At 70.6% G+C, this 21,799-nt stretch carries 17 protein-coding genes; 8 read left to right on the top strand and 9 right to left on the bottom strand.

What is annotated here, in order from left to right; translation table 11 throughout:
- Nucleotides 1-172 precede the first annotated feature (172 nt).
- The 3 genes from D7X12_RS22705 to D7X12_RS22715 form a co-directional block, all read right to left on the bottom strand.
- Nucleotides 173-973 (bottom strand): Stp1/IreP family PP2C-type Ser/Thr phosphatase, encoded by an 801-nt coding sequence (locus D7X12_RS22705; protein ID WP_120627375.1) that lies wholly within the window; start codon nucleotides 971-973, stop codon nucleotides 173-175.
- A gap of 106 nt (nucleotides 974-1,079) precedes the next feature.
- Nucleotides 1,080-2,813 carry a DNA repair protein RecN gene (recN, locus tag D7X12_RS22710; protein ID WP_120627376.1) on the bottom strand — a complete coding sequence of 578 codons (1,734 nt, stop codon included), beginning with the start codon at nucleotides 2,811-2,813 and terminating at the stop codon, nucleotides 1,080-1,082.
- A gap of 157 nt (nucleotides 2,814-2,970) precedes the next feature.
- The gene (locus tag D7X12_RS22715) at nucleotides 2,971-6,231 is read right to left on the bottom strand and encodes a DEAD/DEAH box helicase (protein ID WP_244224722.1); all 3,261 of its coding nucleotides are present in this window, start codon (nucleotides 6,229-6,231) and stop codon (nucleotides 2,971-2,973) included.
- Between the two features lie 317 nt (nucleotides 6,232-6,548).
- Between D7X12_RS22715 and D7X12_RS22720 the strand changes: the two genes are divergently transcribed.
- From D7X12_RS22720 to D7X12_RS22740, 5 genes are all read left to right on the top strand, one after another.
- Nucleotides 6,549-7,085 carry an adenine phosphoribosyltransferase gene (locus tag D7X12_RS22720; RefSeq protein WP_120627378.1) on the top strand — a complete coding sequence of 179 codons (537 nt, stop codon included), beginning with the start codon at nucleotides 6,549-6,551 and terminating at the stop codon, nucleotides 7,083-7,085.
- A gap of 107 nt (nucleotides 7,086-7,192) precedes the next feature.
- On the top strand, nucleotides 7,193-7,807 hold the full coding sequence (locus D7X12_RS22725; protein ID WP_120627379.1) for a TetR/AcrR family transcriptional regulator: 615 nt from the start codon (nucleotides 7,193-7,195) through the stop codon (nucleotides 7,805-7,807).
- A gap of 86 nt (nucleotides 7,808-7,893) precedes the next feature.
- Entirely contained in the window at nucleotides 7,894-8,394 is a 501-nt protein-coding gene (gene coaD / locus D7X12_RS22730; RefSeq protein ID WP_120627380.1) for a pantetheine-phosphate adenylyltransferase, read from the top strand.
- Nucleotides 8,391-9,137, top strand: a complete 747-nt coding sequence (locus D7X12_RS22735) for an MBL fold metallo-hydrolase (protein ID WP_120627381.1) — start codon at nucleotides 8,391-8,393, stop codon at nucleotides 9,135-9,137. Before coaD ends, D7X12_RS22735 begins: the two co-directional genes overlap by 4 nt.
- Before the next feature lie 161 nt (nucleotides 9,138-9,298).
- Nucleotides 9,299-10,897 carry a bifunctional metallophosphatase/5'-nucleotidase gene (locus tag D7X12_RS22740; RefSeq protein ID WP_120627382.1) on the top strand — a complete coding sequence of 533 codons (1,599 nt, stop codon included), beginning with the start codon at nucleotides 9,299-9,301 and terminating at the stop codon, nucleotides 10,895-10,897.
- Nucleotides 10,898-11,009: 112 nt separating this feature from the next.
- Here the strand turns inward: D7X12_RS22740 and D7X12_RS22745 are convergent, their stop codons facing one another.
- The 3 genes from D7X12_RS22745 to D7X12_RS22755 all read right to left on the bottom strand — a co-directional run bounded on the left by D7X12_RS22745 (nucleotide 11,010) and on the right by D7X12_RS22755 (nucleotide 14,562).
- Nucleotides 11,010-11,783 carry a YdcF family protein gene (locus tag D7X12_RS22745; RefSeq protein ID WP_120627383.1) on the bottom strand — a complete coding sequence of 258 codons (774 nt, stop codon included), beginning with the start codon at nucleotides 11,781-11,783 and terminating at the stop codon, nucleotides 11,010-11,012.
- Nucleotides 11,784-11,796: 13 nt separating this feature from the next.
- Complete coding sequence (locus D7X12_RS22750; protein ID WP_120627384.1) at nucleotides 11,797-13,641, bottom strand: serine/threonine protein kinase; 1,845 nt, start codon at nucleotides 13,639-13,641, stop codon at nucleotides 11,797-11,799.
- Between the two features lie 75 nt (nucleotides 13,642-13,716).
- Nucleotides 13,717-14,562, bottom strand: coding sequence for an NAD(+)/NADH kinase (locus D7X12_RS22755; RefSeq protein WP_120627385.1), 846 nt, complete (start codon nucleotides 14,560-14,562; stop codon nucleotides 13,717-13,719).
- Nucleotides 14,563-14,713: 151 nt separating this feature from the next.
- On the opposite strand from D7X12_RS22755, the gene D7X12_RS22760 reads away from it, so the two are divergent.
- Nucleotides 14,714-16,060 (top strand): replication-associated recombination protein A, encoded by a 1,347-nt coding sequence (locus D7X12_RS22760; RefSeq protein ID WP_120627386.1) that lies wholly within the window; start codon nucleotides 14,714-14,716, stop codon nucleotides 16,058-16,060.
- Nucleotides 16,061-16,105: 45 nt separating this feature from the next.
- Here the strand turns inward: D7X12_RS22760 and D7X12_RS22765 are convergent, their stop codons facing one another.
- From D7X12_RS22765 to D7X12_RS22775, 3 genes are all read right to left on the bottom strand, one after another.
- Nucleotides 16,106-17,581, bottom strand: coding sequence for a sigma-54-dependent transcriptional regulator (locus D7X12_RS22765; protein ID WP_120627387.1), 1,476 nt, complete (start codon nucleotides 17,579-17,581; stop codon nucleotides 16,106-16,108).
- Entirely contained in the window at nucleotides 17,578-19,158 is a 1,581-nt protein-coding gene (locus D7X12_RS22770) for an ATP-binding protein (RefSeq protein ID WP_120627388.1), read from the bottom strand. Before D7X12_RS22770 ends, D7X12_RS22765 begins: the two co-directional genes overlap by 4 nt.
- A 166-nt stretch (nucleotides 19,159-19,324) precedes the next feature.
- On the bottom strand, nucleotides 19,325-20,275 hold the full coding sequence (locus D7X12_RS22775) for a GGDEF domain-containing response regulator (protein ID WP_167509033.1): 951 nt from the start codon (nucleotides 20,273-20,275) through the stop codon (nucleotides 19,325-19,327).
- Between the two features lie 136 nt (nucleotides 20,276-20,411).
- Between D7X12_RS22775 and D7X12_RS22780 the strand changes: the two genes are divergently transcribed.
- Together D7X12_RS22780 and D7X12_RS22785 are read left to right on the top strand one after the other, a co-directional pair.
- Nucleotides 20,412-21,200 (top strand): glycosyltransferase family 2 protein, encoded by a 789-nt coding sequence (locus tag D7X12_RS22780; RefSeq protein ID WP_120627390.1) that lies wholly within the window; start codon nucleotides 20,412-20,414, stop codon nucleotides 21,198-21,200.
- Between the two features lie 8 nt (nucleotides 21,201-21,208).
- A partial coding sequence (locus D7X12_RS22785; RefSeq protein WP_120627389.1) for a ChbG/HpnK family deacetylase occupies nucleotides 21,209-21,799 on the top strand: 591 nt, incomplete at its 3' end.

Genomic DNA, 21,799 nt, shown 5'->3' on the forward strand with positions numbered 1-21,799 from the left:
GGCCTCTGTTGACCTTGACACTCTTTGACGGCAGATGATAGCTGCCCCAACCTTTCCGCCCCTGGCAATTTGCCAGGGGCGGAAAGGTTGGGGCAGCTATCATCTGCCGTCAAAGAGTGTCAAGGTCAACAGAGGCCGGGCGCGCCCCTGACGCGCCCGGGCCAGAGGGACCTCAGCCGGCCTGCATGCGCACGACGATGACGCTGATGTTGTCGTCGCCGCCGCGCTCATTGGCCAGGTCGATGAGGTGCTTGGGCACTTCTTCCAGGCTGGGGGCACGGGCCACGGTGTCGTGGATCTCCCGGTCCTCCAGCATGTTGGCGAGGCCGTCCGAGCAGAGCAGGAACACGTCGCCGGGCTCGGACACGAGCCCCATGACGTCCACCTGCACCTCCTCCTCGAAGCCGACGGAGCGGGTGATGATGTTCTTGTAGCGCGAGTGCTTGGCTTCCTCGGGGGTGATCATCCCGGCCTTGATCTGCTCGTTGACCAGGGAATGGTCCTCGCTGATCTGCTGGATGAGGTCGCCGCGGATGAGGTACGCGCGACTGTCGCCCACGTGGGCGAAGAAGGCGTGCTCGTCGCGGACCACCAGGGAGATGACGGTCGTTCCCATGCCAGAGAGGCGCGCGTCGTCCTGGGCGGTGAGGAAGATGGCCTGACAGGCCTTCTCCACCGCGGAACGAAGCGCCTCTGGAATGGGCGACTCCTGGAGGTTGGGAACGCTGACGAAGGGGTTGTCTCGCCCTTCTCGCGCGCGCCTCAGCTCCTTGTCGATGGTCTCGACGGCGATGCGCGACGCGGTACCGCCACCCGCGTGCCCACCCATTCCGTCCGCCACGACGTAGAGCTGAAGCTCATCGTCAATGAGGAAACTGTCCTCGTTGTGATTGCGCTTGCGCCCGACGTCCGTCAGGCCAGCGGAGATGACTTTATGGCGGGGGGCCGCGGTCTGCCCTGCGGTGCTGGACACGGGCCGGATGCTATGTGAGCCCCAATGAGGGGGCAAGGACGCGGACAAAAACTCGCAGTGCGTCATGCCCCTCCCCCTGGGTCACTCCTACCTTTCAGGCCCCTTTTCAGGCCGTCCGGCGCAGCCGGCCCCGGGGGCTGGTGCCCTCCGGACCCGACTCCCGGCGCGCCCGGGGGGAGCGGTGGGCCGAGCGAACCAGGGCCTCCGCCGCGCCCAGCGCCTCGCGCGTCACCTCCACGCCGGACATCATCCGCGCCAGCTCCTGCATGCGCTCGGCGCCCGCCGAGAGGGGGAGCACCTGGGAGACGGTGCGCTCGCCCTTCACGCTCTTGCGGATGAGCAGGTGCGCGTCCGCGTAGGCCGCCACCTGCGGCAGGTGCGTGATGCAGAGCACCTGCCGGTGGGAGCTGACGTCGCGAATCATCCGCCCCACCACGTCCGCGATGGCGCCGCTCACGCCCGCGTCCGCCTCATCCAGGATGTAGCAGCCGCACGCGTCACTGTCCGCCAGTGCACGTTTGAGCGCGAGCAGGAGGCGGCTCGCCTCGCCGCCGGAGGCCACCTTGGCCAGCGGACGCGCCGGTTCGCCCGGGTTGGCGCTGAAGTAGAACTCCACCTCGTCCAGGCCGTCCGGACGCAGCGCTTCTCCCGCCGTCACCCGCACGTCGAACGCGGCCTTGCCCATGGCCAGCCCGCCCAGGCCGTCCCGCACCTGCTGGGAGAAGGCCCCGGCGCTCGCCTTGCGCGCACGAGACAGGGAGAGCGCCGCCTTGCGCGCCCGCTCCTCCACGCGCTTTCGCTCCTGGTTCAGCTCCTCCAGGATTTCGCGCCGGTTCTCCAGGGTGCCCAGCTCGGTCTCCAGCTCGCTGCGCTTCTGGAGGACGCCCTCCAGCGTCATGCCGTGCTTGCGGCACAGCCGCTTGAGCGCGTCCAGCCGCTCCTCGACCTCGCCCAGCCGCCCGGGGTCGGACTCCAGCCCCTCCACATAGCGGTTGAGCCGGCGCGCGGCCTCCTCCAGCTCCGACAGCGCGGTGCTGAGCGACGTCGCCACGGGCGCGAGCGACGCGTCGCACTTGATGGACTCGTGCACGAGCCCCAGCGCCCGCCCGACGATCTCCACCGCCGAGGGCGCTTCGCCCGCCACCAGCAGCTCCGCCTCCGCGGCCTGCCGTTTGAGCTTCTGCGCGCTGCCCAGCCGCCGCCGCTCCGCGTCCAGCTTCACGTCCTCGCCGGCCTCCGGCTCCAGGCGCGTGATTTCATCCAGCTGGAATCGCAGGAACTCCGCGCGCTCGCGCACCTTGGCGTCGTCTCCGCCGAGCGCCTCCATGCGCGCGTCCACCTCGCGCAGGTTCGCCCACTCGCGGCCGTACGCCGCCACGGATTCCTCCAGGCCGCCGTACTTGTCGAGCAGCACCCGGTGCAGCCCGGAGTCGAAGAGGCTCACGTGTTCATGCTGGCCGGCGATGTCCACCGCGCCCCGGGTGAGCTTCCCCAGCACGCCCAGCGTCACCAGCGCGCCATTCACGTAGACCTTGCCGCGCCCGGTGCGGCCGAGCACCCGGCGCACCAGCACCTCGTCTCCCAGGTCCGGCAGCCCCAGTTCCTCCAGCCGCGCGCCCAGCGCCGGCGTCCGGGCGAACACGCCCTCCACCGCCGCGTCCTCGCAGCCCGCACGGATGACGTCCGCATCCGCCCTACCCCCGAGCAACAGGCCCAGCGCGTCCACGAGAATGGACTTGCCGGCCCCTGTCTCACCCGTGAGGACGGTGAGGCCGGCGCCAAACGCCACCTCCACCTCCTCAATCACCGCCACGTTCGAAATCCGAAGACCCAGCAGCACGCGCGCCCTCCGCGGTCCGTACGACGCCCCGATACCTGAACACCCTAGCAGGTCTCGCTGACACTGCACAGGTGTTCGGGTCGTGCGCACGGTGGGAGAGCGGGAGGGAAGGCGGGCCCGTTGGCGCCACAACCTTCCCCCCACCTCCTGGGGTCCATCAGATTTCGGTGAACAGCTCCTGGATGTCCTGTTCCGTGAGCGTGCGGCCCATGTCGTCGCCGTCGGTGCCGAGCACCCCCGCGGCGAGCTCGCGCTTGCGCCGCTGGAGGCTGAGGATCTTCTCCTCCACCGTGCCGCGAGTGATCAGCTTGTAGCTGATGACCGCGCGCGTCTGACCGATGCGGTGCGTACGGTCCGTGGCCTGATCCTCCACGGCGGGGTTCCACCACGGATCGAAGTGGATGACGTAGTCCGCCGCGGTGAGGTTGAGGCCGGTGCCGCCCGCCTTGAGGCTGATGAAGAACAGCGGCGGTCCGTCATCGCGGTTGTACTCGTCCACCTTGCCCATGCGGTCCTTGGTGCGACCGTCCAGGTACAGGTACTTCAGGCCCTTCTTGTCGGCCTCCTGCTTCAGCAGCTCCAGCATCTCCGTGAACTGGCTGAAGACGAGCGCGCGGTGGCCCTCCGCCACGAGGTCGTCCACCAGTTGCATGAACCGCTCGAGCTTCGCGCTGGACGGCAGGAGCGTGCCGGGCGGCATCTTGAGCAGGCGCGGATCACAGCACACCTGACGCAGGCGCATCAGCGCCGCGAGGATGGACACGCGGCTGCGCTTGAAGCCCACCTTCTCGATGGACTCGTGCACCTTGCGGCGGCTCTCCTCCAGCACCTCGCGGTAGAGCGCGGCCTGGCCGGGCTCCATCTCGCACCACGCGACGCTCTCCGTCTTCGGCGGCAGGTCCTTGGCCACCTCCGTCTTGAGGCGGCGCATGATGAACGGCTGGATGCGCCGGCGCAGCCGGTCCTTCGCGGTGGCGTCGTTGGCCACCTGGATGGGCTGCTCGTAGCGGTCGCTGAAGCCCTCCGCGCTGCCCAGGAAGCCGGGCATCAGGAAGTCGAAGATGCTCCAGAGCTCCGACAGCCGGTTCTCCAGCGGCGTACCGGTGAGCGCCAGGCGCGTCTCGCTGGGCAGCGACTTGCACGCCTGCGCGGTGGCGCTGTCCGCGTTCTTGATGTTCTGCGCTTCATCCAGGATGACGTAGCGGAAGCCCACCTGGGACAGCTGCTCCAGGTCGCGGCGCACCAGCGCGTACGACGTGAGCACGAGGTCCATGTCCTTCAGGTCCTCCGCCCGCTCGCGCCGGTCCTGCCCGTGCCACACCATGGCCTTGAGGCCCGGCGTGAAGCGCTCCGCCTCGCGCTCCCAGTTGGCGAGCACGCTCGTGGGCGCGACCACCAGCGACGGCTTGCGGCCCTCGTCGTTGGCCACCTTCTGCATCAAGCTCAGGGACTGGATGGTCTTTCCCAGACCCATGTCGTCCGCGAGGATGCCGGACAGCCCGTGGCGGCGCAGGAACCAGAGCCAGGACAGGCCCGCCTCCTGGTAGTGGCGCAGCGTGGCCTGGAGCCCTTCGGGCACCGCGACCTTGGGCACGCCCGAAGTCTCCCGCAGCGCGAGCATCGCCTGGCGCGCCTTGGACTCCACCTCGGTGAACTCACCCAGGTCCGCGAGCAGATCCAACGCCACCGCCTGGTGCAGCGGCAGCCGCGTGCGGGTGCGGCCCGGCATGGCGCCCGCTTCTTCCAGCAGGTCCGCCACGCGCTTGATCTCCTCGGGGTCGGCCTCCGCGAAGGAGCCGTCCTTGAGGGGCACGAACTTGCGGCCGGAGTCCAGCCACATGCGCACGGCGCCCAGGTCCACGGCCTGGTCGTCGGTGACGAACTCCGCGTCCAGGTCGAACCACTGCACGCCGCTCATGCCCACGCGGATGCGCGGCTTGATCTTCGGGCGCAGCCGCACCTTGGGCGCCTGCACGCCGTAGCGCTCCCACGCCTCCGGCAGGCCCGCGAGCCCGCGCGCCCAGAACTCCAGCGCCACGTCGCCCGTGGCTTCGAACGCCTGCGTCGGCACGTCGAAGCGCAGGCCCTGATCCAACAGCAGCTTGCCCGCGGAGCGCTCCACCTCGTCGCGGCGGCGGTACAGCTTGCGGCTGTCCTCGCCGATGCCGCTCGCGTAGCCCAGGTGCGTCGCGGTGGGGGACACCGCCACCGTCGTCTGTCCGTAGCGCGCGGCCAGCTGCACCTTCACGCGCTCCGCGGCACCTTCGAGCGTGAGCACGAAGCGCGGCTCCACCGCCTCGTCGACCTCGATGTCGTCCGCCTTGAGCGACATGCGGAAGCGCGGCAGGTGCGCGGCGAAGAACGTCAGCACCCGGTCCAGCTGTCCGGCCGGGAAGGCCATGGACGGCTCCAGGAGCCACTTGCGCAACAGGCGCGGCGGGAAGTCCGGCTCCACCGGGTGGAGGTTCTGCGCCTGGATGACCCAGGTGCGCCGCCCCGCCAGCACGATGACGTCCTTGAGCGGGTAGCCCACGCCGTCCGGGAACAGCAATTCAATCTGCGCGGTGGCGCCGTCCGGACGCGACTCCAGGTGGATCTGCGGCCGCACGGACGTGTCCATGTAGACGAGCGGCGTGCCCCGGTAGATGACCCGGCGCTGGCGCAACAGCTCCAGCACCTCGCACAGGTCCTCGTCGGACAGCACGATGCGCGAGTCGTAGCGGTGCTCATGGCGCGACAGCACCATGAAGATGCGCTCGTCCGGCGGCGCGATGCGGCTGCCCGCCTGGAGCAGGCGCTTCACGTGCACGGGGCCCTTGGTCTGCGCGTCCTGACGCCGGACGTCCACGACCCAGTGGCGGCCGTTGGAGCCGCCGGTGCTCGTGTTGCCGGGGGTCAGCCGGTAGAGGAACTCGTAGTCCGGCAGGGACGACAGCCCCAGCCAACTCTCCACCTTCGCGAGCGCGGGCAGGCTGACGCCTTCCATCCCCGGCGCGTCAGGGGGGATTTCCGCCTCGTCGTCCGGGTGCGGGCCTTCGTCCTCCGGAGGAGGGGGCGGCGGTGCGACCTTCGGCGGCGGCGGCGGCGGACGGAAGCGCGCGGCGTAGATGAGCGCCACGGCGACGACGTGCTCGCAGTGCGGGCCGGCGGTGTTCCACACCGGGCAGGTGCAGGAGGAAACAACCTTCCCCTCACCCGGCATGAGTGCCACGTCGTACCGTTCGCCAGACGGACCCGCGACCTGCGCGCGGATGCGTTCGGGCTCACGTGTCAGGCCGAATACGCGGCGGCCCTCGGCCACCTCACGGCCTTTCTTGAACGTGGCGGGCTGGACCTCGGCCTTGAAGGCGCGAAGCCACAGTCCGTCTTGCGGGGAGAGAGGGTCTCGGGTGTCAGCGGTGGTTTGCACGGCTCGCAAGGCCCCAGACTCCAATGGGCGGGTCGGGGGGAATCGCCTCGCTTAACACAGCGAAGGCTTCCCCGCGCGTGGGAAAAAAACATGGCGTCCACCAGCGGAGGCCGTCCGCCAGTGCGAAGCTGTGAGATCATCAACGTCCGCCATGTCCTGGTCCCGTCCCAGACCGTCCGACTCCTGGCCGTGCCCCTCGCGGTCCCCCGTCCAGGGGCACGCCGGGCCGGCCGCCCCCCAGGGCCCGGAGTCCGGGAGTCAGGGTCGCATGGGACGGTACGGGCGCCCTCCCCCGCACTGACCGTCGTTCTCCGGAGCCACCTTCCATGTCCTTCGACCCCACGCTCGTCACCGACCTCCAGGCCGCCCTGCGCGACGTGCCGGACTTCCCCAAGCCCGGCATCGTCTTCAAGGACATCACTCCCATGCTGGGCGACCCGCGCCTCTTCGGCCGCGTCGTCAACGCCATGGCCGCGCCCTTCCGGGGCCAGCACATCACCAAGGTCGTGGGCGTGGAGTCGCGAGGCTTCATCCTGGGCGCGCCCATCGCGCTCGCCCTGGAGGCGGGCTTCGTCCCCGCCCGCAAGCCCGGCAAGCTGCCCCACCGCTCCATCGTGGAGCGCTACTCGCTGGAGTACGGCGCGGACGGCGTGGAGATGCACGAGGACGCCATCCTCAAGGACGAGCGCGTCCTCGTCGTGGATGACGTGCTCGCCACCGGCGGCACCGCGGAGGCCACCGCCCGGCTCATCGGCCGGTTGGGCGGCAACATCGTCGGATTCAGCTTCCTCATCACCCTGGACTTCCTGGAGGGCGCGAAGCGGCTGGGGCCCGACAAGGTGACGTCCGTCCTGACGTTCTAGGCCCTCCTCATCCCCCCATGTGGCGGCCCGGCCCGCTCCCCGGGCCGGCTTGACGCCCACGCTGGCGCTGTTTATAAGTTGGTCATACAACCTAGAAACAACCGCCCATGCCCCGCCCCTCCAACACCGAAGCGCGCCGCGAACAGATTGTCGCCGGGCTGCTCAAGGCCATGGCCGAGCGCGGCTACGAGGGCGCGTCGGTGGCCGAAATCGCGAAGGCGGCGGGGCTGAGCCCAGGGCTCGTGCACTACCACTTCGAGGACAAGCAGGAGATCCTCCTCACGCTGGTGCGCTCGCTCGCGTCGCGGGCGCGGCAGCGCTTCACGGCCCGGGTGGCGAAGATTCCGGCGGACGACGCGCGCGGGCGGGTGGAGGCCTTCGTGGACGCGTTCCTGGCGATGGGGCCGGACGCGGACGTGGCGGCGGTGGCGGGCTGGGTCACCATCAGCGCGGAGGCCATCCGCCAGCCGGAGGTCCGCGTCGCCTACGAAGAGGCGGTGCGCGCGGACCTGGAGCAGTTGGAGGCGCTCGTCGCGGCGGTGGTGGGCAGGCGCCGCGCGCGTCCCCTGGCCGCGGGGCTCTTCGCCGCCGTGCAGGGCTACTTCGTGCTCTCCGCGAGCGCGCCGGGGCTCGTGCCCCCGGGTTCGGCGGCGGGCACCGTGAAGCGCATGGCGGCGGGGCTCCTGGAAGCGGCGGGGCCCGGCGCCCGGGACGACGCATGAGCGGCCCGTGCCTCCCTGTGTTGCAGGGGCAGATTCCTTCCTTCCTTCCTGGCCCTCACGGCCGGGACTGTTCGTGGGGTGTCGTGATGATCATCGCGCTTTATGCCGGCAGCTTCGACCCAGTCACCGCGGGGCACCTGTCGGTGGTGCGCCAGGCGGCGCGCCTCTTCAGCCACGTGGTGGTGGTGGTGGCGGTCAACCCGAACAAGCGCACCCTGCTGACGGCGGAGGAGCGCGTGATGCTGGTGCGTGACGCGGTGGCGCGGCGCCCCAACGTCACCGTCACGCACACCGAAGGGCTCATCGTCGAACTGGCGCGGGAGATTGGCGCGAGCGTGCTCCTGCGCGGCGTGCGGGGCGCCACCGATGCGCAGTTCGAGACGGAGCTTGCGCAGACGAACCGCGCGCTCGCGCCGGAGCTCTCCACCCTCTTCCTGCCCGCCGAGGCGCACCTGGCCGAGGTGTCCAGCAGCGCCCTCAAGGAGCGCATCGCGCGCGGAGAAGACGTGTCCGCCTACTGCCCTCCCGCCGTCGTCGCGATGCTGCGCGAGCGGCTGTTGTCCCCTTCCCTCCGGAGCCAACCATGAGCCTGTCCTTCGTTCCCCTCGGCGTCGGTGACGCGTTCTCCGCGCTGTACTACTCGTCGTGCGTCGCGCTGGAGGCGGAGGACCAGGTGCTGCTGCTGGACTGCCCGCACCCCATCCGCAAGATGATGCGCGAGGCGTCCGCGACCTCCGGCGTGGAGCTGGACGTGGAGCGCGTCAGCGCCGTGGCCCTCACGCACCTGCACGCGGACCACGCCTCCGGGCTGGAGGGCCTGGCCTACTTCTCCTTCTTCGTGCTGCAGCGGAAGATGGAGCTGCTCGCGCACCCGAGCGTCACGCGCCGCCTGTGGGAAGGCCACCTGGCCGCGGGCATGGAGTGCCTCATCGAGCAGCAGGGCGCGGACCCCAGCCACAAGCACTTCGAGGACTACTTCACGCACTCGCCGCTGCACCTGGAGCGCTCGGTGAAGCACGGCCCGTTCGAAATCGAGTGCCGCTTCACCTACCACCACGTGCCCACCACCGCGTTCCGCATCCGCGCCGGGGGCCGGTGCCTGGGCTACAGCGCGGACACCGCGTTCGACGAGGGGCTCATTGCCTGGTTGTCGGAGGCGGACCTCGTCATCCACGAGACCAACTACGGCGTGCACACGCCCTACGAGAAGCTGGCCGCGCTGCCGGAGGCCACCCGAGCGAAGATGCGCCTCATCCACTACCCGGACACGTTCGACACGAGCACCAGCGTCATCGAACCCCTGGTGCAGGGCCGGCGCTACACCGTCTGAGGGAGGACCGCGCGGCCGGCTGGATGCCCTTCGCCGTTTGGGAAGAAGGGCGTCTGCCTTGCGCGTTGCGCCATGCCCGGTCCCCTCGCGTTCAAGCGCCGAGTGCGCTACGCCGGGAGGGACTGGCGCTCCCCCGTGCCCCTGCAAGAGAACGACCCCCGATGACGAAGTCGAAGACCGTGAGCGCCTGGGCTGCGCTCCTGCCGCTCGCGCTGGTGCTGGCCGTCCGCTCCGCCGGGGCCGAGCCCGCGCCGACGCCGGCCGCGGACACCGTGCGCCTCACGATCCTCCACGTCAACGACGTGTACCAGTTCCAACCCACGGCCCAGAACCGGGGCGGCCTGTCGCGCATGGCCACGCTGCGCAATCAGGCGCTGAAGGAGTCCCCGCACGTCCTCACGTTGATGGCGGGTGACACGCTTTCGCCGTCGGTGGAGTCGTCAGCGGAGGTGGACGGCGAGGCGCTCAAGGGCCGGCAGATGATCGACGCGTGGAACGCGCTCGGGCTGGACTACGCCGTCGTGGGCAACCACGAGTTCGACTTCGGGGATGACGTGCTGCGCGCGCGCCTCCAGCAGTCGCGCTTCCCATGGCTGGGCGCCAACGTGATGAGCGTGAAGTCGGGCCAGGTGTTCGACGGGCTCAAGGCGTGGGACGTGCGGGACGTGGGCGGCGTGAAGGTGGGCATCTTCGGCGTGGTACTGCCGGAGACGCAGACGTCCTCCAAGCCGGGCCCGGACACGCGCATCACGCCGTACTGCGAGGCGGCGAAGCGCTCCGTGGACGCGGTGCGGGCCGCGGGCGCGCAGTTCGTGGTGGCGCTCACGCACCTGGCGGTGGAGCAGGACCGGGAGCTGGCGAAGTGCGTGCGCGTGGACGTCATCATCGGCGGGCACGACCACGACCGCGTGGAGGAGACCGTCGCGGGCACGCCCATCTTCAAACTGGACGAGGACGCGGTGGACCTGGGCCGGCTCACGTTGGAGCTGGACGCGAAGACGGGCGCGGTGAAGAAGCGGGCGTGGAAGGTGGTGCCCATCACCGCGAAGGTGCCGGACGACGCGGCGTTCAACGCCCGGATGGAGGAGTACACGCCGCTGCTGACCACGCTGGCGCAGCGGATTGGCCGCTCGCCGGTGGCGCTGGATGCGCGCAGCGCGCAGAACCGGCTGGGGGAGACGAACCTGGGCTCGTTCCTGACGGACGCGTTCCGCGAGGCGACGGGCGCGGACGTGGCGCTCATCAACGGAGGCGCCATCCGCGCGGACCGGGTGCTGCCCGCGGGGAAGATGACGCGGCGGGAGCTGTACTCGCTCATGCCCTACCGCAACGAGCTCGTCGTGCTGGAGGTGCCGGGGACGACGCTGCGCGCGGCGCTGGAGAACGGCGTCAGCCTGAGCAGCGTGGACGGCAAGCCGCCGGGCCGCTTCCCGCAGGTGTCCGGGATGCGCTTCACCTACGACCTGCGCAAGGCGGCCGGGGAGCGGGTGACGCGGGTGGAGGTGCGGGGCCGGCCGCTGGACGACGCGGCGGTGTACCGGCTGGCCACGCTGAGCTTCGTGGCCTCGGGCAACGACGGCTACACGATGCTCAAGGGGCTGCCCACGCTGCCCGCCAGCAAGGACCTGCCATCACCGTGGGACGCGCTCACCGGCGCCTTCAGCTCCGGCAGGCCCGCGCCGCGTGCGAAGCCCCAGGGACGCATCGCCCTGGTGGGCGCGCCTCCGGGCGGCCTCAAGGCCCCCCCGGCGATGAAGTAGTCCGCGGCGGGAGCCTCCGGCACGGGCCTCCACGCGCACGCCTGGGAGAACGAGCAGCCCAGGTGGTGCGCGAGCCACTCGTGCGAAGCACAGCGTGCGACCCACCCGTGCGCTACGGCGTCGTCCACCCGCGCAGCCGGTACACCACGCGCCCCGCCAGCTCGCGCAGCATGTCCGTGCTCTGGCTGAGCCCGCCCGCGCGCGGCAGCCAGCTCAAACTCCCCGGCGGGATGGGCGAGGAGCGCACGTCCACCGCCAGCGTGTCCGGCCGCAGCCCCACCGCCGCGAAGCAGCCCGCCGCGCGCGGCAGGTGCGCGGCGCTCGTCACCAGCAGCAGGCTCTGCCAGCCGTGCTCGCGCACCAGCGGTGCGGCGTTGAGCGCGTTCTCGCGGGTGTTGCGGCTGCGGCCCTCCTTCACGATGCGCCCGGCCTCGATGCCCCAGTGCTCCAACTGCGCGGCCAGCACCTCCGCCTCCACCACCGCCTCCGGCCTCGCGTCCAGGGTGCCGCCCGACAGCAGCACCTGCTTCGCGCGGCCGTCACGCAGCAGCTCGAAGCCCCGCATGATGCGCTCCGGCGCGGCGTTGTACTCCGGCTGCCCGGAGCGCTCCGTGGCCGACGCGTCCAGCCCTCCACCCAACAGGATGACCGCGTCGTAGACGGTGTCCTCGCGGAAGGTGCTCACCGCGCTGCCCTCCGTCGCCCGCGTGAGCAGCGCCACCACGGGCTCGATGGAGAAGGCATACAGCACGCCCAGGGCCAGGAGCTGGAGCGCCACCGACACGCGCGTGCGCCGGCGCAGCAGCAGGCTCCCGGCGCCGAAGAGGAGCGCCCAGGTGAGCGGGGAGAGCAGCAGGTCCAACACCTTCGAGAGGACGAGGAACATCGCGGGCGCCGTGCTACCGGGTCTTCTTCCCGGAGGCCAGATACCGGCGCGCCTCGACCGCGCCGGACCCGTACGGCTGCAGCGACAGGTAGCGCCGGTAGTGCTCGCGGGCCTCCTGGAAGCGGGACGACCGGCTCCCCAGCCGCCCCAGCTCCAGGTGACACGGCGCGGCGTCCGGGTCCACCTCCAGGCAGCGCTGGAACTCCGCCTTCGCCTGCGCCACGTGGCCCTGCTGGAGGTGGAGCCTGCCCAGGTGGTGCGCCGCGGCCGCGTTCGAGTCCCGGCCCTCCCACTCCCTGGCGTACTCAGCCCGGGACCGGGGGGTCGCCTTCTCCCGGTCCCTCGCGCGCTCCTCCGGCACCACCACCCGGGGCTCCACCACCGGCGTGGGCAGGGTCGGCGGCTCCGGGGTCGGCATCCGCTCCAGCGCCACCTGCACGCGCTCGGGGAACGCCTCCGCGGACACGGTGCTCTTCCAGGGCCGGTGGCCCACGAACAACAGCTCCAGTTGGTGGCTCCCCGGCCCCGTCTCGACGTCCAGCGTGGTGGGCGTCATCCCGGCGCGCACGCCGTCCCAGCGCACCTCCGCGCCCGGCGGGATTGACACCACCTGGAGCTTGCGCGCGCCCGGGCGCGACTCCGACAGCACGGGCCACACCGCGCGCCCGACGAAGAAGAGCACCGCCCCCGCGATGATGGCCCCCCAGAGCCAGCCGGGCAGCGACGTGCCGGACTCCGGCTCGGGGGCCCCCACGAGCGCCCCGGGCACATGCTCCTCCGGGAACGCCGTCGCGAGCGCGCGGTGCACCGAGGACGCCGTCGCCGGCTCCCCCAGCCCCTCCGGACCGCTCTCCCCCGTCCACACCGCCACCTGGCGCAGGAAGGACTCCGGCAGCCGGGGCGGCTGGCCCGCGAGCTTGAGCTCCTCCTCGAAGAGCCAGCCCATCAGGTGGCGCAGCGTGGAGGAGGGGAACAGCGGCGCCCGGTACGCGAGCCACTCGGCCAGGGCGCGCTGGAAGGCCTCCGCGCTCGCGAAGCGATCATCCCGCCGGAGCGCCAGCGCCCGCGACACGAGCGCCCCCAGCGACGGGTCCAGGTCCGGCACGTACTTCTGCGCGGCCGTCAGCTCCCCCCTCGCGATGCGCGCCATCACCGACTGGGTGTCGCCTTCCGCGGGCCTGCGCCCGGTGAGCAGCTCGAAGAGGACCACGCCCGCCGTGTACACGTCCGAGCGCGCATCCAGCGCCTCGCCCCGCGTCTGCTCCGGGGACAGGTACACGTACTTGCCGCGCACCACCCCCGCCTCCGTGTCCGGCCGCCCGGCGAGCTGCGCCTTGGCGATGCCGAAGTCGGTGAGCTTCACCTCGCCCTCGTAGCTCACGAGGACGTTGTCCGGAGACACGTCGCGGTGCACCAGCCCCAGCGGGCGCCCCTGCTCGTCGCGGCGGGTGTGCGCGTGGTGCAGCCCCTTGCAGACCTCCAGCACGAGCCCCACTGCCAGCGGCGCCGGCAGGTGCGCCAGCCCCTTCACCTTCGCGCGCTTGAGCACGTGCGACAGGGGCTGCCCGTCCACCCACTCCATGGCGAGGAAGTACTCCCCCTCCTCCTGGCCGAAGTCGAACACCTGCACGATGTTGCCGTGGCTCAGGCCCACGGAGATGCGCGCCTCGTTGAGGAACATCTGCACGAAGGCGGGGTCCTGCGCGTACGGGTCCCTCACGCGCTTGATGACGACGGAGCGCGACACGCCGTGCGCCAGGGTGAAGCGCGCGCGGTGCACCACTGCCATGCCGCCCGCGCCCAGGCGCTCCAGGAGTTCGTACTTGCCGAAGCGCGTCGTGGTCCCACCCGTCGTCACGGCCCGGCACGCTACCCTACCGCTCGCGTCGGAGGGGAGCCCCACCCCGGCCCCGCCCTGGAGCCTGGAGCGCCCTCAGCGCTCGCCCCAGTGGAGCTTCTGCCGGAGGATGGTGAAGAACGCCACGCGGGGGTTTCGCACCAGCCCCACGCGGTTGGGCGAGCGCACCACCTCGATGCAGTCCCCCGTCTGGAGCGAGTGCCCCGTCTGGCCATCCAGCGTCAGGTACGTGTCCGCCGTCTCGCTCTTCAGCGTGATGCGGATGACCCGGTCCGCGGGCACCACGATGGACCGCTGGGTCAGCGCGTGCGAACAGATGGGCGACAGGATGGTGCAGTCCACCGACGGGTGGACGATGGGCCCGCCCGCGGACAGCGAGTACGCGGTGGAGCCCGTGGGCGTGGCCAGGATGACGCCGTCCGCCTTGTAGGTCGTGATGGGCACCCCGTCGATGGACGTCTCGTGGTCCGCGATGCGCGCCAGCGCGCCCTTGTTGATGACCACGTCGTTGAGGATTTCGTCCTCGATGAGGACCTTGCCCCCGCGCATCAGCCGGCACGACAGCTTCATCCGCGAGTCCACGTGGAAGTCGCCCGCCAGCACCTCCGCCAGCCGGGTGAACAGCTCCTCCACCGGCACCTCGGTCATGAAGCCCAGGCTGCCCAGGTTGACGCCCAGGATGGGCACGTTGCGTCCGCCCAGCAGCCGCGCCGCGTAGATGAGCGTGCCGTCCCCACCCAGCACCACCACCAGCTCCGCGCGCGCCGCCAGCTCCCGGTCCTCGATGCGCGGCCAGCCCAGCGCATGCGCCAGGGCACGGTCCGCCAGCACCGTCAGCTTCGGGTAGCGCTCATGGATCTCCGCCGCCAAGGCCACGGCCTGCGGGGTGTCCCTCTTCGCGACGATGACCAGGGTCTGCACGCCCCCCGGGTTCTAGTCCAGGCGGCCAGCCCCCCGTACAAGGGAAATGACGCACCTGCACGCCCCAGGACATCCCCGGGACATCCACAGCACAGCTCCCGCCCATCAGGAGGGGCGCGCGGGCGCCTGGGACGCTAGGTTCCAGGACGACATGGACCTCTTCGACCACGCCAGCCAGAAGGAAACGGCCACCCTGGCGCCGCTCGCCGAGCGCATGCGCCCCACCACGCTCTCCGAGTACCTGGGCCAGGAGCACCTCACCGGCGAGGGCCGCTTCCTGCGCCGCGCCCTGGAGAGCGACCAGGTGCCCAGCCTCATCCTCTGGGGGCCGCCGGGCACGGGCAAGACGACGCTCGCCCAGCTCGTCGCCCGCTCCACCGGCGCCGCCTTCGAAACGATGTCCGCCGTGCTCGCGGGCGTGAAGGACATCCGCGAGACGGTGGCGCGCGCGCAGGACCGCTGGAAGCTGCACCGCCAGCGCACGCTGCTCTTCATCGACGAAATCCACCGATTCAACAAGTCGCAGCAGGACGCGCTCCTGCCCCACGTGGAGAAGGGCACGGTGACGCTCATCGGCGCCACCACGGAGAACCCCTCCTTCGAGGTGAACGCCGCGCTCCTGTCGCGCTGCCGCGTCATCACCCTGCGCGGGCTGGAGCAGGAGGAGCTGGTGGCGGTGATGCGCCGCGCGGTGGCGGACCCCAAGGGGCTGGGCGGCCGGGTGACGGTGGACGACGCGGCGCTGGACTTCATCGCGGACGCGGCCGGCGGCGACGCACGCCGCGCCCTCACCGCGCTGGAGGCGGCGGCGGCCCACGGCGGCACGGTGGTGGACCGCAAGGTCGCCGAAGAGGCGCTCCAGCAGAAGCTGCTGCTCTACGACAAGGGCGGCGAGGAGCACTACAACGTCGTCAGCGCGTTCATCAAATCCATGCGCGGCAGCGACGTGGACGCGGCGCTGTACTGGATGACGCGCATGCTGGAGGCGGGCGAAGACCCCGTCTTCATCTTCCGCCGCATGGTCATCTTCGCGTCGGAGGACGTGGGCAACGCGGACCCGCGCGCGCTGGGCGTGGCGGTGGACGCGCTCCGGGCCTTCCAGCTGATGGGCCTGCCCGAAGGCACCCTGCCCCTCACCCAGGCCGTCACGTACCTGGCGCTCGCGCCCAAGTCGAACGCCGTCATCGCCGCGTACGCGGCCGTGCGCGAGGCGGTGACGAAGGAGGGCGCGCTGCCCGTCCCCATGCACCTGCGCAACGCGCCCACGAAGCTGATGAAGTCGCTGGGCTACGGCGGCGGGTACAAATACCCGCACAACTTCGAGGGCAACTACGTCCCGGAGGACTACCTGCCCGACGCCCTGCGCGCCCGCTGCTTCTACACCCCGACGCGCAACGGCTTCGAGGCGGAGCTGTCCGAGCGCTACGAGTCGCTCCAGCAGCAGCTCGCCGCCCGGCGCGAGGCCCGGGATGGGCGAGAGCCCGGAGAGGACGGCTGAAGCGCCGTCCCGCTCCCGGGCCCTGCTGCTTCGGAAGGACGGGACTTACGAGGCGGCTTCGAGAGCGGGGAGGCCCGGCCCGTTGTCCGCGTCCGGGCCCTTGGGCTGACGCGGCTTCATGCTGCGGCCGGCCACCTCGTACTGCTTGAGCAGGCGGCGGAAGTTGGAGCGGTCCACCCCGGCGGCGCGCGCGGCGCTGGACACGTTGTGGTTGTTCTTCTCCAGGAGCGCGGACAGGTAGCGGCGCTCGAAGGCGCGCATGGCCAGGCGCTTGGCCTGGGCGTACGGCAGGTGCGCCAGGCTGAACACCTCCACCGCCGAGTCGGCCTGGGGCGCGGCCTGGAAGCCCTGCGGCAGGTCCTCCACGTCAATGGCCTCGTTGGAGGTGAGCACCACCGCGCGCTCGATGACGTTCTCCAGCTCGCGCACGTTGCCCGTCCACCGGTTGCAGGTGAGGGCCTCCATGGCGCGGGGGCTGATGCCGTTGACCTTCTTGTCCGCCTTGCCGGTGTAGACCTTCAGGAAGTGGTGCGCGAGCAGCGGCACGTCCTCCGGGCGGTCGCGCAGGGGCGGCAGGTCGATGGTGATGACGTTGAGGCGGTAGAACAGGTCCTCGCGGAACTTGCCCTGCTCCTTGGCGCGCGACAGGTCCACGTGCGTGGCGGCGATGACGCGCACGTCCACCTTCACGGGCTCGTTGGCGCCCACGCGCTTCACCTCACCCTCCTGCAGCACGCGCAACAGGCGCACCTGGGTGGCGGGAGGCACGTCGCCAATCTCGTCCAGGAAGATGGTGCCGCCGTCGGCCGCCTCGAAGAGGCCCTTCTTGTTGCCGGTGGCGCCGGTGAAGCTGCCCTTCACGTGGCCGAACAGCTCGCTTTCCAGCAGCGTCTCCGTCAGCGCCGAACAGTTGACGGCGACGAAGGGCTTGTCCCGGCGCGCGCTGCGGTAGTGGATGGCGCGCGCGACCAGCTCCTTGCCCGTGCCGGACTCACCCTGGATGAGCACCGTGGCGGTGGAGTGGCTGACGGTCTCCACCAGCTTGAACACGGCGCGCATCTGCGACGACTGGCCGATGAGGTCCTCGAACTGGCTGCGCGCGGTGAGCGCCTCCTCCAGCGCGCGCGTGCGGTCCTTGAGGGCCTTGCGCTCGGCGGCCTTGGCCACCGTGAGGCTCACCTCGTCGATGTTCTCGAAGGGCTTGGTGAGGTAGTCGTACGCGCCCGCCTTCACCGCCTCCACCGCCGTCTCCACGGTGGCGAAGGCCGTCATCATGATGACCTCCACGTCCGGGCGGTCCGCCTTGATGGCGCGCAAGAGGTCCATGCCGGACAGGTGCGGCATCTTGATGTCGAGCACGACCACGTCGATGGACGGGTCCTTGGCGGCCGCGAGCCCCTCCACCGCATCGTCGATGGCGACGACGGGGTGTCCCTCCCGCTGGAGGATCTGGGTAACGGCCTTGAGGACGACAGAGTCGTCATCGACGACGAGGACCTTGGCGCGCTTGACTTGGTTCACGGCAACCTCTCGAGCTGCAGGGGAATGGGCAGGAAGACGGTAAAGCGGGAGCCCTGGCCCACGTGGGTGTCCACCTGGAAGGTGCCCCCGTGGTCCTGGACGATGCGGTAGGCGATGGACAGGCCCAGGCCCGTACCCTCACCCGGAGGCTTGGTGGTGAAGGACGGCTCGAAGATGCGCGGCAGGTGCCGCTCGTCGATGCCCGTCCCGGTGTCCGCCACCGCGAAGAAGCACCGGTCGCCCTCGCGGCCCGTCTCCAGGGACAGGCGCCCCTGGGCGTTGGGCAGCGCGTGCAGGCCGTTCTGCAGCAGGTTGAGCACCACCTGCGCCAGCTGGCCGGGATCCCCGTACACCTTGGGCAGCGCGTCCTTGAGGCCCAGCTTCAGCTCCACCTTGGGCATGGACTTGAGCTGCGCGCGGAAGAGCACCGCGGCGTCCTCCACGCACTTGGACAAATCAAAGAGGCGGCGGTCCTCCACGCGGCTGTGGCGGCTGAACTTCAGCAGGCTCTCCACGATGCGCTTGCAGCGCAGCGCGCTCTCTTCAATCAGCTTCAGCGACTCCAGGTCGTTGGCGCTGCGGCCCGCGTCGCGCGACATGAGCTGCGCGAAGGCGAGGATGCCGCCCAGCGGGTTGTTGATTTCGTGCGCCACGCCGCCCGCGAGCTGGCCCACCGCGGCCATCTTCTCCGTCTCGATGAGCCGGCGCGTCATGCCCTGCTCTTCCGTGACGTCGCGGTAGGTGCACACCGCGCGGTCGTCGCCGGCGAACGGGTAGGCGGCCACCACGTAGCTGCGCCCGCTGTGCTGCACCTCGCCGCGCGCGCCCTTGCCGCTCTCCATCGCGGAGGGCAGCGGGCAGCCGGCGCACGGCGTGTCGCGGCCGAAGAGGTACTGGTGGCACGGCGTGTCGGAGGGCACTTCCTCGATGGAGCGGCGGGCCACCTGCGCGTAGGCGACGTTGGCCCGGCGCACCGCGAAGTCCCGCGCGCGCACCACCGCGAGCGGCGTCTCCATGCAGTCGAAGGACAGCTCCCACTCGCGCTTCGCGGCGGACAGCAGGCGCGTGCGCACGGCGACGCGCTCCTCCAGGTCCGCGTTGAGGCGCTTCAGCTCCGCGTTCTGCTCCTGGGTGACGCGGTAGAGCCGGTCGTTCTCCGTGTGGAGCGCGTACTGCTCGAAGGCGCTCTTCACCGTGAGCACCAGGTGGCTGTCGTTCCAGGGCTTGGAGATGAAGCGGAAGATTTCCGAGCGGTTGATGGCCTCTTCGATGGCCTGCTGGTCCGCCTGCCCCGTCAGCATGATGCGCTGGGCCCGGGGCTCCTGCAGCTTCACCTGGGTGAGGAACTCCACCCCGTTCATGCCCGGCATCCGGAAGTCGGAGATGACGACCTCCGGGTGGAACCGCTCCAGCGTGCGCAGCCCGGATTCCGCGTCCGTCGCCGTCTCGATGTCCCACTCGCCCCGCCGCAGCACCCGCCGGATGGACTTGAGGATGTTCTCCTCGTCGTCCACGAGCAGCAGCCGCCCGCGGGCGACTGGGTCTTGCGCTTGTGCCTGTGCGACCAGGGTTCCCATGGAGTTTCCGGCTTCCGACATTTGCAATGGCCTTGCCAAACCGGCGATTTGGATAAACCCTGGGAATCACGTCCCTTTCTCAGGACATGACAAAAAGGGTCAAGGTCACTATAGACCCACTACCCCCAAACGGGTCAAACCAGACCCGGAGTCTTTGACCCCCGGGTCACCCTGCCCGTGAAGGCGGCGTCGAAAACAGGGGGGCGGGCGGGTGGAGGCAGATGCGGTCGCGGCCCTCGTGCTTGGCGCGGTAGAGGGCCTCGTCGGCGGTCAGCAGGAGCTGTTCCGGGGAGAGGATGGCGCGGTGCGGGAAGCTGGAGACGCCCAGCGAGGCCGTCACGCGCAGGTTCGCGTCCGGCCCCGCAAGCAGCTCTGAGACGCCCCTGCGCACCCGCTCGGCGACGGTGAGGGCTCCAGGCAGGTGGGTACAGGGCAGGAGCACGGCGAACTCCTCCCCCCCATAGCGGGCCACCAGGTCGGTTTCGCGCACGCTGTGCTGGAGCGAGGCCGCCACCTCCCGGAGCACGCGGTCCCCCGTGCCGTGGCCGTGGGCGTCGTTGATGTTCTTGAAGTGGTCCAGGTCCACCAGGATGAGCGACAGGCTCTCGTCGTAACGCTGCGAGCGCCGGAACTCCTCCCGCAAACGCTCCTGGAAGTAGCGGTGGTTGTGGACCTGGGTGAGGCCGTCCGTCACCGACAACCGGCGCAGCTCCTCGACCTGTGAGTGGAGGGATTTCCACCGTGAGTGGATTTGGAGGCTCCGTGAGACCCGGATTTGCAGCTCTTCCTCGTCCCAAGGAGTCGAAATGGACTCAGCCCCCCGACTCAGGGCCGTGAGCCGCAGGGCCTTGGCTTCCGGAGGGGTCACCACCACCACGGCGGCCCGGGGTGCGGGCTCGGGTGGGGTGAGGGCTTCCAGGAGCGCGTGGGTCTGTTGGGGGTCTGCTTCGCCCGCGAAGAGCAGGACGCCGTCGACCTCGCGGATCAGCCCCAGGACCTCCGGCCCGGAGCGGGCCAGCCGGAGGGTGAAGTCCTCGGGACCCAGAGTACGCACCAGTTTGGGCAGCAGTGACTGCGAACCATCAACGACCAGGAGCGTGTAGGGCTGGGTTTTCACCGTGTCCCCGTAAAAAGACGACTAGACGGTACTATAGGGCTTTGTCACGGGGAGGGCCATGGGGTTTGCCACATGGCCTCACCCTCTGGTACCGAGCGCCGTTTCCTTTCAGACGGACCGACGCGACATGACGACCGTGGCCAAGTACCCGAGCATCAGCCTGTTCTTCCCCGCCTGGAACGAGGAGGACTACGTGGAGCGCGCGGTGAGCCGCGCCCTGGAGGTCCTCCCGAAGCTCACGGACGACTTCGAAATCATCGTCGTCAACGACGCCTCCACGGACCGGACCCAGGAGGTCTGCGAGGCGTTGGCGGCCCGGGTGCCGCAGCTGCGGGTCATCACGCACCCGGTGAATCTGAAGCTGGGCGGGGCGATGCGCACGGGGCTGACGGCGAGCACGAAGGACCTGGTGCTCTATTCGGACATCGACCTGCCGTTCGACATGCGGGAGGTGGAGCGGGCGCTCCATCTGATGGAGTACCTGGAGGCGGACATGATCTGCGCCTTCCGGTTCGACCGCACGAGCGAGGGGCCGAAGCGCATCGTCTACTCGTTCGTCTACAACATGCTCATCCGGGCGTTGTTCGACATCCAGATCAAGGACGTGAACTTCAGCTTCAAGCTGATGCACCGCCGGGTGCTGGAGTCGATGGAGCTCAAGAGCCAGGGCTCGTTCATCGACGCGGAGCTGGTGGTGAAGGCCATCCGCAAGGGCTTCCGCGTGTTCCAGATGGGCGTGGACTACTTCCCGCGCACGCGCGGCATCTCCACGCTGGCCTCGCCGTCGGTCATCCTGAAGATGGTGAAGGAGCTGGTGTCGCTGTACCCGGAGACGCGCACGCCGCCGCCGCCGGTGCAGCCGGTGCGCCTGCCGCCGTCGGTGCAGCCGCTGCATTCCGTCACGGGACGCGCGGGGCGCGGGTAGGAGGGGCCATGGCGCCGCGCACGCGCCTCATCGTCAACGCGGACGACCTGGGCCTGCACCCGTCGTTGGACGCGGGCATCCTGCGGGCGCACCGCGACGGCATCGTCACCAGCGCCACGCTGCTGGCCACGGGCCCCTCCGCGGAAAAGGCCGTGGGGCTGGCGCGTGAGCAGGGGCTGGCGGTGGGCGTGCACCTGGCGCTGTCCACGCGGCTGATGTGCGCCGCGCCCGCGGAGTCGGTGCGGACGGTGGCGCCGGACGGACGGCTGCGCGCGAGCTGGGCGGACTTCGCGCGGGCGTGGCTCACCGGACAGGTGCGCCGCGAGGAGCTGGAGCGGGAGCTGTCCGCGCAGCTTGCCCGCGCTCGGGAGCTGGGCGCGGCGGTGGACCACCTGGACGGGCACCAGCACCTGCACCTGTTGCCCGGGGTGCGCTCGGTGGTGGAGGGGCTCGCGGCGCGCGAGGGACTTCCGCTGCGCTGGCCGGATGCGCTGCCGCGCGCGTCGTGGCTGCGGGCGCCGGGGCCTGCGTTGAAGACGACGGTGCTGGCGGTGCTGGCGCGCACGGCGCCGCGCGCACGGCCGGGGGTGCGGCGGGTG

The sequence above is a fragment of the Corallococcus sicarius genome, assembly GCF_003611735.1.
In the GTDB taxonomy this organism is placed as follows: Bacteria; Myxococcota; Myxococcia; order Myxococcales; family Myxococcaceae; genus Corallococcus; species Corallococcus sicarius.

Bases quoted from the DNA above. Each gene is read 5' to 3' on its own strand.
- D7X12_RS22725 (WP_120627379.1), top strand. From the start codon at position 7,193: ATGCCCCGCCCCTCCAACACCGAAGCGCGCCGCGAACAGATTGTCGCC.
- D7X12_RS22745 (WP_120627383.1), bottom strand. From the start codon at position 11,783: ATGTTCCTCGTCCTCTCGAAGGTGTTGGACCTGCTGCTCTCCCCGCTC.
- D7X12_RS22760 (WP_120627386.1), top strand. From the start codon at position 14,714: ATGGACCTCTTCGACCACGCCAGCCAGAAGGAAACGGCCACCCTGGCG.
- D7X12_RS22740 (WP_120627382.1), top strand. From the start codon at position 9,299: ATGACGAAGTCGAAGACCGTGAGCGCCTGGGCTGCGCTCCTGCCGCTC.
- coaD (WP_120627380.1), top strand. From the start codon at position 7,894: ATGATCATCGCGCTTTATGCCGGCAGCTTCGACCCAGTCACCGCGGGG.
- D7X12_RS22735 (WP_120627381.1), top strand. From the start codon at position 8,391: ATGAGCCTGTCCTTCGTTCCCCTCGGCGTCGGTGACGCGTTCTCCGCG.
- D7X12_RS22720 (WP_120627378.1), top strand. From the start codon at position 6,549: ATGTCCTTCGACCCCACGCTCGTCACCGACCTCCAGGCCGCCCTGCGC.
- D7X12_RS22770 (WP_120627388.1), bottom strand. From the start codon at position 19,158: ATGGGAACCCTGGTCGCACAGGCACAAGCGCAAGACCCAGTCGCCCGC.